Genomic DNA, 12523 nt, shown 5'->3' with positions numbered 1-12523 from the left:
GGCGGGCAGGCCTCAGATCGTCAGGTCGGCCAAGGCGGACTTCGGGAAATCCATCTCGGGTTCCGCGCCGTCGAACGGCAGCGTGAAGTAGAAGGTGCAGCCTTCGCCGGGCGCGGTCTCGGCCCAGATGCGGCCGCCGTGGCGCTCGATGATGCGCTGCGACAGCGCCAGGCCGGTGCCCGTGCCCTCGAAGTCCATCGAGTGGTGCTGGCGCTGGAACATCACGAACAGGTTGTGGGCCTTTTCGAGGTCGAAGCCGACACCGTTGTCGTGCACGTAGAACGTGCGGCCGCCCACCGGGTTGACCTTCCAGCCCACCTCGATGCGCGCCTTCTCGCGCGGCCGGGTGTACTTGACCGAGTTGTTGAGCAGGTTGCCGAAGGCCTGGGCCAGCAGCATCGCGTCGCCACGCACCACCGGCAGGTCGTTGTCGATCACCCATTCGATCGGGCGGTTCTGGTTTTCCTGTTTCAGGTGCACGACCAGGCCTTCGAGCAGCGGCGCCAGCGGCACCGGCTGAGCCTCGATGGCCACGCGGCCCAGGCGCGCGTATTCGAGCAGGCCTTCGATCATGTGGCTCATGCGCTTGCTGGCCTTGGTGATCGAGTTGAGGTACTGCAGCGCGATCGGATCGCTGACTTCGCCCAGCTGCTCCTGCAGCAGCGTGACGAAGCTGCTGATGTGGCGCAGCGGTGCGCGCAGGTCGTGCGAGACCATGTGCGAGAACACGTCCAGATCCTTGTTGGCCGCGACCAGCTGCTGCGTGCGTTCGGCCACGCGCTTTTCCAGTTCGCGGTTGAGGTCGTTCATCACGTCCTCCAGGCTCTTGGCGGCGGTCATGTCGCGCGAGATGCACGACAGGCCCTGCAGCTCGCCCGATTCGTTGCGCAGCGCGGTGAGCACGGTGTGGGCCCAGAAGCGCGAGCCGTCGTCGCGCAGGCGCCAGCCACGGGTTTCCCATTGGCCGTGGGCCGTGGCCAGGCGCAGCACCTGGGAGGGATCGACCTCGTCCTCGCCGGCGTTGTCCACCGCCAGCAGGCGCAGGTAGGGCTTGCCGACCATCTGGGTGCGGGTGAAACCATGCAGGCGCTGGGCGCTCTCGGTCCATTCGGTCACCGCGCCCTGCTCGTCGACGAAGTAGATGCAGTGGTCCTGGATCGCGTCGACCATCAGGCGGTAGCGTTGCTCGCTCTGGAACAGCTCGGCGGTGCGTTCGCGCACCCGGTCCTCGAGGTCGCGGTTGGCTTCGAGCACGAACTCTTCGGTGCGGCGGCGCTCGGTGATGTCGTGCAGTTCGATGAAGATGCCCTCGACCACATCGTGCTGGTAGTCGGGGATGTAGTGGATCTCGTAGAAGCTGCGCGATCCGTCGGTCTCGATGCGTTCGGCCTCGAAGGTCTGCTTCTGCCCGTTGAGGGCGTCGGCGACGTGGGGCAGGATGTCGGGCAGCTGGGCCGGCTCGACCAGCTGGCTCAGGTGCATGCCCACCATCTCGCTGGCCTGCTTGCCGCTGCGGGCCGCGTGCGCCGTGTTGGCGAAGCGGCAGATCAGGTCCTTGTCGTAGTAGGCCAGGTGCGAAGGAACACGGTCGGTGATGCTGCGCAGGAAATCGTCGTGCGCCGCCAGCCGCTGTTCGGCCGCCTTGCGCTCGCTGATGTCGGCCACCGTGGTGTTGCTGTAGAGGAAGCGCCCCTGCGGATCGACCACCGCGGTGGACGAGCACAGGGCGTGGAACCGGGAGCCGTCCTTGCGGCGGAACTCCAGTTCCAGCGGGTCGCTGCGGCCGTTCTGCGCCAGCTCTTCGAGGCGGTGCCGCACCAGGAACACCCAGTCGGCGTCGATCAGCGCGGCCAGATCGAACTGCTCCACCAGTTCCTCCCGCCCGTAGCCCAGCCAGTCCAGCAGGGTGCGGTTGATGTTGACGAAGTGCAGGTTGGTGTCCAGCGACAGGTAGCCGCAGGGGGCCTGGTCGTAGAGCGACTGGGCGCGCTCCAGGGCGATCTTGAGCTCCTGCGTGCGCAGGGCCACGAGGCGTTCCAGCTCAGGACTGGTGGTGTCGGACCGTTCCGGGCAGGTGGCGGTATCCATGTTGGGCAGGCTCCAGGTCGTTGCGGGTACGGGGCGAGGGTTTCTGTTCACACCGTATCGGCGGCTGGACGAAAAACTTCAGGTCATTGTGCGACCGTGAGGTTTTTCACAGGCAAAGAAAAAGCCCCGCGGAGCGGGGCTTTTTCGGGGTTGCGGCGAAGGGTTTACAGACCGGCGGCAGCGCGCAGGGCTTCCACCTTGTCGGTGCGCTCCCAGGTGAATTCCGGCTCCTCGCGGCCGAAGTGGCCGTAGGCGGCGGTCTTCTCGTAGATCGGGCGCAGCAGGTCGAGCATCTGGATGATGCCCTTCGGACGCAGGTCGAACACCTCGGCGACGATGGCCGACAGCTTCTCGTCGCTGATCTTGCCGGTGCCTTCGGTGTAGACCGTGATGTTCATCGGCCTGGCCACGCCGATGGCGTAGGCGACCTGCACCTGGCACTGCTTGGCCAGGCCGGCGGCGACCACGTTCTTGGCGACGTAACGCGCGGCGTAGGCGGCCGAACGGTCGACCTTGGACGGGTCCTTGCCGGAGAACGCGCCACCGCCGTGCGGGCAGGCGCCGCCGTAGGTGTCGACGATGATCTTGCGGCCCGTCAGGCCGCAGTCACCCTGCGGGCCACCGACCACGAAACGGCCGGTCGGATTGATCAGGTAGCGGGTGTTCTGCAGCCATTCCTTGGGCAGCACCGGCTTGATGATCTCCTCGATGATGGCCTCGTTGAACTCGGGCTTCATCTTGTCGCCCAGGCTCCACTCGGGCGCGTGCTGGCTGGACAGCACCACGGTGTCGATGCTGTGCGGCTTGCCGTCGACATAGCGCATCGTGACCTGGCTCTTGGCGTCGGGGCGCAGGAAGGGCAGACGGCCGTCCTTGCGCAGCTGGGCCTGGCGCTCGACCAGACGGTGCGCGTAGTAGATCGGCGCGGGCATCAGCTCGGGCGTCTCGTCGCAGGCGTAGCCGAACATCAGGCCCTGGTCACCGGCGCCGGTGTTCAGGTGGTCGTCGGAGGCATGGTCCACGCCCTGGGCGATGTCGTTGGACTGCTTGTCGTAGCAGACCATGACGGCGCAACCCTTGTAGTCGATGCCGTAGTCGGTGTTGTCGTAGCCGATGCGCTTGATGGTGTCGCGGGCGACCTGGATGTAGTCGACGTGCGCGTTGGTGGTGATTTCACCGGCCAGCACCACGAGGCCCGTGTTGGTGAGCGTCTCTGCGGCGACGCGCGAGCGCGGGTCCTGCTTGAAGATCGCGTCGAGGATCGCGTCCGAGATCTGGTCGGCGACCTTGTCGGGGTGGCCTTCGGAGACGGATTCGGAGGTGAAGAGGAAATCGTTCGCCATATAAACTCCAGTGTGGATGAACCGGCGTTGCCGGTTTTCTGGGTTCGGCGAACGCTTTAGCGGAATTTGTGAATCGCCCCGCAATTAGTTCAATAACTCGGCGATGTCGCTGATTTTAAGCCGATTTGGCGAACCCCCTCCGGTGCGGCAGGCCCTGAAAAGACCGGGGTTTCCGGCCCAATCGCCTGTCCGTTCTCGTACTGACCATCTTGTATCCGTCGCTGTTCCGCTTTCTGTCGCGCCTGCCTCTGCCCGTGCTGCACGCGCTGGGTTGGGCTCTGGGCTGGTTGAGTTTCGCCCTGTCGGCGCGTTACCGCCGCAAGCTGTTCGAACAGGCGCAGCAGGCGGGCTTTGCGCGGTCGGTCGCCCTGGGGTCGGTGGCCGAGGCAGGCAAGATGGTGACCGAGCTGCCGCGTCTGTGGCTGGGCGGTCCGGTGCATCTGGAATGGGACGGCATGGCCCTGATCGAAGAAGCCATTGCCGACGGCAGCGGGGTGCTGTTCCTCACGCCCCACCTGGGCTGCTTCGAAATCACCGCGCAGCTGGTGGCGCAGCGTTTCGGCGACCGGCTGCCGGTCACGGTGCTGTACCGCCCGGCGCGCCAGCCCTGGCTGCGCGACATCATGGAGACCGCCCGCAGCCGACCCGGCCTTTCCACCGCGCCGACCACCCTGGCCGGGGTCAAGCAGCTGATCAAGGCGCTCAAGCTGCACCAGGGCGTCGGTCTGCTGCCGGACCAGGTGCCGCCCGAAGGGCAGGGTGTCTGGGCGCCGTTTTTCGGCCGCGACGCCTACACCATGACCCTGTCGGCGCGGCTGGCGCTGACCGCGGGTGCGCGCGTGTTGCTGATCTGGGGCGAGCGCCTTTCGTGGGGACGCGGCTACCGGGTGCACCTGCGCCCGTTCAGGCCGGAGGCTGGCGGCCAGCTGTCGCCGGACCCGCTCGAAGGCGCGCGGCAGATCAATGCCGCCATGGAGTCGCTGGTGCGGGAGTGTCCGGCGCAGTACCTGTGGTCCTACGACCGCTACAAGGCGCCGGCCGGCATCAGCCACTCGGCCCGCCTGCAGGCCGAAAAGACGCAGGGCGCCTGAGGCCGGTTGCACCATGACAGAAACCGCTGCCACCGCTCCCCGCAAACCCCTGGTCAAGACCCTGCTGGGCCTGATGGTGCTGGGCATGCTGCGCACCACCCGCGTGCTGCCGCTGTCGTGGCTGCGGGTGCTGGGGGCCGGCATCGGCTGGGTCCTGTACGGGCTGATCGGCCGGCGCCGCCGCATCGCCGAGATCAACATCGGCCTGTGTTTCCCGCAGCTGGACGCCGCGCAGCGCCGTGCCATGGTGCGCCGGCACTTTGTGCTGTTCGTGCAGGCCTGGCTCGACCGGGGCTGGATCTGGGGCGGCAGTCCGGAACTGGTGCGGCGCCGCCTGCGCCTGACGGGCGCGGTCGAAGAGCTGCAGAGCACGGCGCCCACGCTGCTCTTCGCGCCGCACTTCGTGGGCATGGATGCCGGCTGGATCGCCCTGACCGCCCATGTGCAGCGGCGGTTCTGCGGCCTTTATGCCCGCCAGCGCAACCCGGTGATGGACCAGTGGATGGCCGAAGGCCGGCGCCGTTTCGGCGAGCCGCACATCGTGGCCAAGAACGCCGGGCTCAAGGCCCTGGTGAGTGCGCTGCGCGCGGGCGAGCCGCTGTACCTGCTGCCCGACATGGACTACGGACCGCGCGACTCCGTGTTCGTGCCGTTCTACGGCGTGACGGCGGCGACCATCCCTTCGCTGTCGCGCTTTGCGCGCATGGGCGGCGCGCGCGTGCTGCCCATCCTCAGCCGCCTGACGCCCGAGGGCTATGACATCACGGTGCTGCCACCGTGGCAGGACTTCCCGACCGACGACGTGCTCGCCGACACGGCGCGCATGAACCGGCATCTGGAGGCGTGGATCGCTGAGGCACCCGAGCAGTACTACTGGGTGCACAAGCGCTTCAAGACCCGCCCCGCAGGCGAGCCTTCCTTCTACCGCTGAAGCTCAGACTTCCGACGGAGGTGCTTCGGCGCTGTCGGTGGTCGTCGCTGGTCTGGGCTCGTGCGCCCAGTCCCACAGCAACTGCGCCACCTCGTCCAGGCCCTGCTTCTTCAGTGCCGAGAACAGGCGGACCTCGCCGCCGCCGGTCTGCAGCTTCGCGATCGACAGGGCCTTGTTGGCCTCGGCGCGCGAGAGCTTGTCGGCCTTGGTCAGCAGCACCAGGAACTTCAGGCCCGCTTCGACGCGCGGCCGGATGATTTCCAGCAAGGCCTCGTCCAGCTCGGTCAGCCCCAGCCGCGGGTCGCACAGCAGCACCACAGCCTTGAGGTTCTCCCGCGTGACCAGGTAGTTGGCCATGACGCGCTGCCAGCGCAGCTTGGCTTCCCGGGGCACGGCCGCGTAGCCGTAGCCCGGCAGGTCGGCCAGCACCGCATCGGTCTCACCCTGCTTGCCCAGGGCAAACAGGTTGATGCTCTGCGTGCGCCCCGGCGTCTTGGAGGCAAACGCCAGGCGCTTTTGCTGGGTCAGCGTGTTGATCGAGGTGGATTTGCCCGCGTTGGAGCGTCCGACGAAGGCGATTTCCGGCAGGTCCAGGGCCGGAAGGTGCTCGAGTTGGGGGGCGGTGGTCAGGAAGCGCGCAGTGTGCAGCCAGCCGTGGGCGATCTTGGGGTCCGGGCGCCTGACCGGTGGTGCTGTACTGGTGGGTGGAGTCATTTGGGGGTTTTCCCGGTGGGACATTGTAAAATCATTGGGTTGTTCTCAGACCAGTTGCCAATTCCATCAACCCGACGCCGTCCCCTGCGACGATCGCCCCAGACATGAAACTGCCTGCATCACTTCTTTGCGCCGCCGCGCTCGTCCTGTCGTTCAGCGCACATGCTCAGAGCACCAAGCCCGATCTCGCCAAGGGTGCTGCCACGTTCGGGCAGGTCTGCGTGGCCTGCCATGCGGCCGACGGCAATTCGACCACGCCCGCCAACCCGAAGCTGGCGCACCAGCACCCCGAGTATCTGCTCAAGCAGCTGCAGGAGTTCAAGTCGGGCAAGCGCGACAACGCGGTGATGAAGGGCATGGCATCCGCCCTGTCCGACGACGACATGCGCAACGTCGCCTTCTGGCTGGCCGATCAGAAGGCCACCGGCGGCTTCGCCACCGAGAAGGACCTGGTCCGCGCCGGTGAACGCATCTACCGCGGCGGCATCCCCGATCGCCAGATCGCCGCCTGCGCCGGCTGCCACGGCCCCCGCGGCTCCGGCATCCCGGCCCAGTACCCGCGCCTGTCGGGCCAGCACGCCGAATACACCAGCACCCAGCTCAAGGCTTTCCGTGCCGGCACCCGCGGCAACAACGCCCAGATGCTGGGTGTGGCCGCCAAGATGAACGACACGGAAATCAAGGCCGTGTCCGACTACATCGCCGGCCTGCACTGACCGCAACAGCCCCGGAAAGTCCGGGGGCTTAAGCCTCAAACAATATTTGGCGGAACAATCGGGAAAGTTTGGCATTCCGGTTGAACCCCCAGCCTCTCGACAACTCTCAGCAGGGTGTGTTCTGGTTCTGCCGGAACCGCCCTGTTTCTGTTTCTGACGTATGACTGCATCCACCCAAGGCCTCCAGATCCGCTCGGGATCCCGCGTGTTCGGCAACCTGGTGGAACTGTTGTCGTCGATGCGCTTTGCGATTTCGCTGCTGACGGTGATCTGCATCGCGTCGGTGATCGGCACGGTGGTCAAGCAGCACGAGCCGCTGAACAACTACGTCAACCAGTTCGGTCCGTTCTGGGCCGAGGTGTTCGGCAAAGCCGGGCTGTTCACGGTGTACAGCGTCTGGTGGTTCCTGGTGATCCTGGCGTTTCTGGTGATCAGCACCAGCCTGTGCATCGCCCGCAACACGCCCAAGATCTTTGCCGACTTCAAGACCTTCAAGGAAAACATCCGCGAGCAGAGCCTGCGCTCGTTCCCGAACCGGGCCGAAGGTTCGGTCGACGGTCAGCCCGAGGTGGCCGCCCGCAGCCTGGGCCAGTCGCTGTTGTCGGCGGGGTGGCGGGTGAAACTGCAGTCGCGCGACACCCCCGAGGGTCAGGGCTGGATGCTGGCGGCCAAGAAAGGCACGGCCAACAAGATCGGTTATCTGGCGGCGCACAGCGCCATCGTGCTGGTGTGTCTGGGGGGGCTGCTGGACGGTGACCTGATCGTGCGGGCGCAGATGTGGTTCAACGGCAAGACGCCGTACAGCGGCGGCGGCATGATCGCCGACGTGCCGGCGCAGCACCGCCTCTCGCCCACCAACCCGACATTCCGCGGCAACCTGATGGTGAGCGAGGGCACCAGTTCGGGCACCGCCATCCTCAGCCAGTCCGACGGCGTGCTGCTGCAGGACCTGCCGTTCTCGGTCGAGCTCAAGAAGTTCGTGGTCGAGTATTACGACACCGGCATGCCCAAGCTGTTCGCCAGCGACATCGTGATCCACGACCACGAGACCGGCGAGAAGAAAAATGCGCGCGTCGAGGTGAACCACCCGGCCAGCCACCGCGGCATCAACATCTACCAGTCCAGCTTTGACGACGGTGGCTCGAAGGTGAAGTTGCAGGCCTACCCGATGGGGGCGGCGATCGCTCCGTTCGAGGTCTCGGGCACCGTGGGTGCCACGACATCCCTGAGCAACGGCGACAACAAGCTGACGCTGGAATACACCGCGCTGCGGGTGATCAACGTCGAAAACTTCGGCAAGGACGCCGACAGTGAGGCCACCGACGTGCGCAAGGTGGACCTGCGCGACGCGATCGAAAGCCGCCTGGGTTCGGGCCACAAGACCGGGTCGGAGAAGAAGCTGCGCAATGTCGGCCCGAGCATCACCTACAAGCTGCGCGACGCGTCTGGCCAGGCGACCGAGTTCCACAACTACATGCTGCCGATGGAACTGGACGGTGCGCGGGTGTTCCTGATGGGGGCGCGCGAATCGACCGGTGAGCAGATGCGCTACCTGCGGGTGCCGGTGGACGACAAGGACAGCATTGAGGGTTTCGTGCACCTGCGTTCGGCGCTGGCCGATCCGGCGCTGCGGGCCGAGGCGGTGCGCCGCTACACGGCCATGGCGGTGGAGCCCGGCAAACCCGAACTGAGCCAGGCGCTGGAAGGTTCGGCCCAGCGGGCGATCGCCCTGTTCGCCGGCACGGAGAAGATCGCGCCGCCCAAGACAGGTGCAATCAACAAGGACGCAGACATCCGCGGCGGCCTGCCGGCGGTGTCCGCGTTCCTCGAAGCGAACGTGCCGGAAACCGAGCGCGAACGGGCCAGCGAAGTGCTGGTGCGCATCCTCAACGGCACGCTGTTCGAGTTGCTGCAGATCAGCCGCGAGAAGGCGGGGCTGGCCCCGCTGCCGCGCGACGATGCGGCGCAGCAGTTCATGTCGCGCGCGGTGCTCAGCCTGAGCGACAGTTTCTATTACCCGGCGCCGATGGCGTTTGAGCTCAAGGACTTCCAGCAGGTGCAGGCCAGCGTGTTCCAGGTCGCTCGCGCACCGGGCCAGACCATCGTCTACCTCGGTTGTGTGCTGCTCATCCTGGGCGTGTTCGCGATGCTGTATGTGCGTGAGCGGCGCCTGTGGATCTGGCTTGCACCCGGTGCCGAAGGGGCCAGCCACGCCACCATGGCCCTGTCGTCGAACCGCAAGACGATGGAATCCGACCAGGAATTTGAACAGTTGAAGTCGACCTTGCTGAAGGGAAATGCATGAACACCGCCACACAGACCTTTGAGCTCAAGAGCGACCGGCAGGGTTCCGGCAGCGGCAACGCCTTCCTGGGCGGCCGGCAACTGTGGGACTGGCTGTTTGCGGCGCTGATCGTGGCCGGGGCGGCCTGGGCCTTCTTCCGCTACGAAGCCGCGATGGACATCTACGAAAAGGGCATCCTGCTCGGCGCGGTGCCCTCGCTGATCTGGCTGGGCTGGTTCTGGCGCCCGCTGGGCAAGCTCATGGCGGTGGTGACGGGGTTGTCGCTGCTGGCGATCTGGCTGTACCAGACGCCGGCCGGTGCGGCCGACCTGACCCGCGCCGACCATGTGTTCATGCTGAAGTACTTCATCTCCAGCCAGTCGGCCATCCTCTGGATGAGCATGCTGTTCTTCATGAGCACGGTCTTTTACTGGATCGGCATGTTCTCGCGCGACGGCAGCACCTTCGAGATGCTGGGCTCGCGCGTGGCCTGGGTCGCGGTGACGCTGGCGCTGGTCGGCACCATGGTGCGCTGGTACGAGAGCCACCAGATCGGCCCGGACATCGGCCACATCCCGGTCAGCAACCTCTACGAAGTGTTCGTGCTGTTCTGCTGGCTGACCGCGACCTTCTATCTGTATTACGAAGACCAGTACAAGACGCGCTCGATGGGTGCCTTCGTAATGCTGGTGGTCAGCGCCGCGGTGGGGTTCCTGCTCTGGTACACGGTGGTGCGCGAAGCCCACCAGATCCAGCCGCTCGTGCCGGCGCTCAAGAGCTGGTGGATGAAGCTGCATGTGCCGGCCAACTTCATCGGCTATGGCACTTTCGCGCTGTCGGCCATGCTGGCCTTTGCCTACCTGATCAAGCAGAGCGCCACCGAGAGCCGCTGGTACAAGCTCGCGCCGTTGTGGATCCTGGGTGTGGTGCTGTGTTTCGAGCCGGTGGTGTTCCGCCAGGGCGCAGCGGCCGCCAAGGGCAGCAGCTACTGGTTCATCTACTTCGGCATTTCGGCGCTGATCGCCGGCGGCATCCTGTCGGTGCGCCAGCGCATCGCCGCGCGCCTGCCCAGCTTCGAGGTGCTGGACGACGTGATGTACAAGGCGATCGCCGTCGGCTTCGCCTTCTTCACCATCGCCACGGTGCTCGGCGCCTTCTGGGCGGCCGAGGCCTGGGGGGGCTACTGGAGCTGGGACCCGAAGGAAACCTGGGCGCTGATCGTCTGGCTGAACTACGCGGCCTGGCTGCACATGCGGCTGATGAAGGGGCTGCGCGGCACGGTGGCGGCCTGGTGGGCGCTGGTGGGTCTGGCGGTGACGACCTTCGCGTTCCTGGGCGTGAACATGTTCCTCTCGGGACTGCACAGCTACGGCGAGCTCTGATCCGGCGCGCCGGACTGGTCGACACCCCGCTGCGGCGGGGTGTTTCTTTTGGCGTGCACGGTTTGCCGCGAACTTTGTAAGACACTGGCGCCTCGTACGACGGATGTCTTTAAGGAGCTCGCCATGATCATTCGTTCGACCGACGACGGTTTCCAGCATCCCGTCCCCAGCGACATCACTTCGCGCGAGGCGTATCTCGGCCGCCGCGCCTGGATGCAGCGCATGGCCTTGGGGGCAGGCGGAGCCGCGCTGGCGGCCTGGGCATCCCGCGATGCGCTGGCGCAGGCGGCGGCGATCCGTGCGCCGGGCAAGCTGCTGCCCTTGCCTTCGGTGCGCTCCAGCATCGCGGGCGCGCAGGCGGCCGACAAGCCGACAGAGTACGAACACGCCAGCAGCTACAACAACTATTACGAGTTCGGTACAGACAAGTCCGACCCGGCGGCGTATGCGAAGACCCTGAAACCACGTCCCTGGACGGTGTCGGTCGAGGGCCTGGTCAACAAGCCGCGCACCTACGGTCTGGACGACCTCATGAAGCTGGCGCCGATGGAGGAGCGCCTTTACCGGCTGCGCTGCGTCGAGGGCTGGTCGATGGTGATTCCCTGGGTCGGTTTTTCGCTGGCCGAACTGATTCGCCAAGTGGAGCCGCAGGGCAGCGCGAAATACGTGGAGTTCGTCACGCTGGCTGATCGCCAGATGATGCCCGGAGTGTCTTCGAATGTGCTGCTCTGGCCGTATGTGGAGGGCCTGCGCATGGACGAGGCGCGGCATCCGCTGACCATGCTGGCGTTCGGCATGTACGGCGAGGTGCTGCCCAACCAGAACGGCGCGCCGGTGCGGCTGGTGGTGCCCTGGAAGTACGGGTTCAAGAGCGGCAAGTCGCTGGTGAAGATCCGTTTCGTGGAGAAAGAGCCCAAGACCGCCTGGAACATCGCGGCACCGCAGGAGTACGGCTTCTATTCCAATGTGAATCCCGACGTGCCGCACCCGCGCTGGAGCCAGTCGACCGAACGGCGCATCGGCGACGAGGGCGGGCTGCTGGCCAAGCGGCGAAAGACCGAGCGCTTCAACGGCTATGAAGCCCAGGTCGGCCAGCTCTACGCCGGCATGGACCTCAAGAAGTTCTACTGATGCGCTGGCTGGGACACCCGGCGGTCAAGCCGGGGGTGTTTGTCGTCTGGTTGTTGCCGGCGGCCTGGCTGACCTGGGCGGCGTTCGCGGACCGCCTGGGTGCGAATCCGGCGGAAGCACTGATCCGGTCGCTGGGCGACTGGACCTTGCGGGCACTGGTGCTGGTGCTGCTGGTGACGCCGCTGCGGGTCTGGACCGGCTGGTCCCAGTTGGCGCGGCTGCGCCGCATGCTGGGTCTGTTCGTGTTCTTCTACGGCAGCCTGCACTGGCTGGCCTATGCCTGGTTCGACAAGGGGTTTGACTGGCAGGAGGTGCTGGTCGATGTGCCCAAGCGCCCGTTCATCCTGGTGGGCACGCTGGCCTGGCTGCTGCTGGTGGTGCTGGCGGCCACTTCCTTCAACCGCGCCATCCGCTGGCTGGGCGCGGCACGTTGGCAGGCCTTGCACCGCGCGGTGTACGCGGTCGCGCTGCTCGCGGTGCTGCACTTCTTCTGGATGCGGGCCGGCAAGCACAACTTCGCCGAAGTGGCGGTCTATGCCTCGATCTTCGCGGTGCTGCTGGGCTGGCGCTGGTGGCGCCATCTCATGCGCCGGCGGTCGTCTGCCGCCGCGGGCCGGGTCAGCGTGCCGCAGGGGTAGCCGCGTCCGCGGGCTTGGCCTTGCTGTCGGCCGCGGCCGGGGCGGCCTGTGGCGGTGCGACGGGGGCAGATGCCGACGCTGGCGGCGGAGGCAGGTACAGCGGACCCTTCTGACCACAGCCGGCGATCACCGACGCAGCCACCAGCAAGGCCAGGGCGCTGCAGCGAAAGAGACGGCGGCCTAGAATGGTTTGATTCGACATAGT

Annotated in this window: 11 protein-coding genes; 7 read left to right on the top strand and 4 right to left on the bottom strand. The window is 66.3% G+C overall.

What is annotated here, in order from left to right; translation table 11 throughout:
* Nucleotides 1-12: 12 nt before the first annotated feature.
* On the bottom strand, nt 13-2088 hold the full coding sequence (locus ACS5NL_RS11650; protein WP_439353957.1) for a PAS domain-containing sensor histidine kinase: 2076 nt from the start codon (nt 2086-2088) through the stop codon (nt 13-15).
* 164 nt (nt 2089-2252) lie between these two features.
* Nucleotides 2253-3431 carry a methionine adenosyltransferase gene (metK, locus tag ACS5NL_RS11645; RefSeq protein WP_439353956.1) on the bottom strand — a complete coding sequence of 393 codons (1179 nt, stop codon included), beginning with the start codon at nt 3429-3431 and terminating at the stop codon, nt 2253-2255.
* A gap of 209 nt (nt 3432-3640) precedes the next feature.
* Between metK and ACS5NL_RS11640 the strand changes: the two genes are divergently transcribed.
* Together ACS5NL_RS11640 and ACS5NL_RS11635 are read left to right on the top strand one after the other, a co-directional pair.
* Nucleotides 3641-4522 (top strand): lysophospholipid acyltransferase family protein, encoded by an 882-nt coding sequence (locus ACS5NL_RS11640; RefSeq protein ID WP_439353955.1) that lies wholly within the window; start codon nt 3641-3643, stop codon nt 4520-4522.
* 13 nt (nt 4523-4535) lie between these two features.
* A complete protein-coding gene (locus ACS5NL_RS11635; protein WP_439353954.1) occupies nt 4536-5453 on the top strand; it encodes a lysophospholipid acyltransferase family protein in 918 nt (305 codons plus the stop codon).
* A gap of 3 nt (nt 5454-5456) precedes the next feature.
* Here ACS5NL_RS11635 and yihA read toward each other — a convergent pair whose 3' ends face one another.
* A complete protein-coding gene (yihA, locus tag ACS5NL_RS11630) occupies nt 5457-6167 on the bottom strand; it encodes a ribosome biogenesis GTP-binding protein YihA/YsxC (protein ID WP_439353953.1) in 711 nt (236 codons plus the stop codon).
* A gap of 104 nt (nt 6168-6271) precedes the next feature.
* Here yihA and ACS5NL_RS11625 point away from each other — a divergent pair, with 104 nt between their 5' ends.
* From ACS5NL_RS11625 to msrQ, 5 genes are all read left to right on the top strand, one after another.
* Nucleotides 6272-6883 carry a c-type cytochrome gene (locus ACS5NL_RS11625; RefSeq protein WP_439353952.1) on the top strand — a complete coding sequence of 204 codons (612 nt, stop codon included), beginning with the start codon at nt 6272-6274 and terminating at the stop codon, nt 6881-6883.
* A gap of 160 nt (nt 6884-7043) precedes the next feature.
* Complete coding sequence (locus ACS5NL_RS11620; protein ID WP_439353951.1) at nt 7044-9188, top strand: cytochrome c biogenesis protein ResB; 2145 nt, start codon at nt 7044-7046, stop codon at nt 9186-9188.
* Nucleotides 9185-10549, top strand: coding sequence for a c-type cytochrome biogenesis protein CcsB (gene ccsB, locus ACS5NL_RS11615; RefSeq protein ID WP_439353950.1), 1365 nt, complete (start codon nt 9185-9187; stop codon nt 10547-10549). Before ACS5NL_RS11620 ends, ccsB begins: the two co-directional genes overlap by 4 nt.
* 123 nt (nt 10550-10672) lie before the next feature.
* The gene (msrP, locus tag ACS5NL_RS11610) at nt 10673-11680 is read left to right on the top strand and encodes a protein-methionine-sulfoxide reductase catalytic subunit MsrP (RefSeq protein ID WP_439353949.1); all 1008 of its coding nucleotides are present in this window, start codon (nt 10673-10675) and stop codon (nt 11678-11680) included.
* Nucleotides 11680-12318, top strand: coding sequence for a protein-methionine-sulfoxide reductase heme-binding subunit MsrQ (gene msrQ, locus ACS5NL_RS11605; protein ID WP_439353948.1), 639 nt, complete (start codon nt 11680-11682; stop codon nt 12316-12318). Before msrP ends, msrQ begins: the two co-directional genes overlap by 1 nt.
* On the opposite strand, the gene lptM is transcribed toward msrQ, so the two are convergent.
* Nucleotides 12299-12520 (bottom strand): LPS translocon maturation chaperone LptM, encoded by a 222-nt coding sequence (lptM, locus tag ACS5NL_RS11600; protein WP_439353947.1) that lies wholly within the window; start codon nt 12518-12520, stop codon nt 12299-12301. The two genes, msrQ and lptM, sit on opposite strands and share 20 nt — an antisense overlap.
* Between the last annotated feature and the right edge of the window lie 3 nt (nt 12521-12523).

The sequence above is a fragment of the Hydrogenophaga sedimenti genome (assembly GCF_051857515.1).
GTDB lineage: Bacteria > Pseudomonadota > Gammaproteobacteria > Burkholderiales > Burkholderiaceae_C > Hydrogenophaga.
This window is presented reverse-complemented; position numbering and strand designations above follow the sequence as displayed.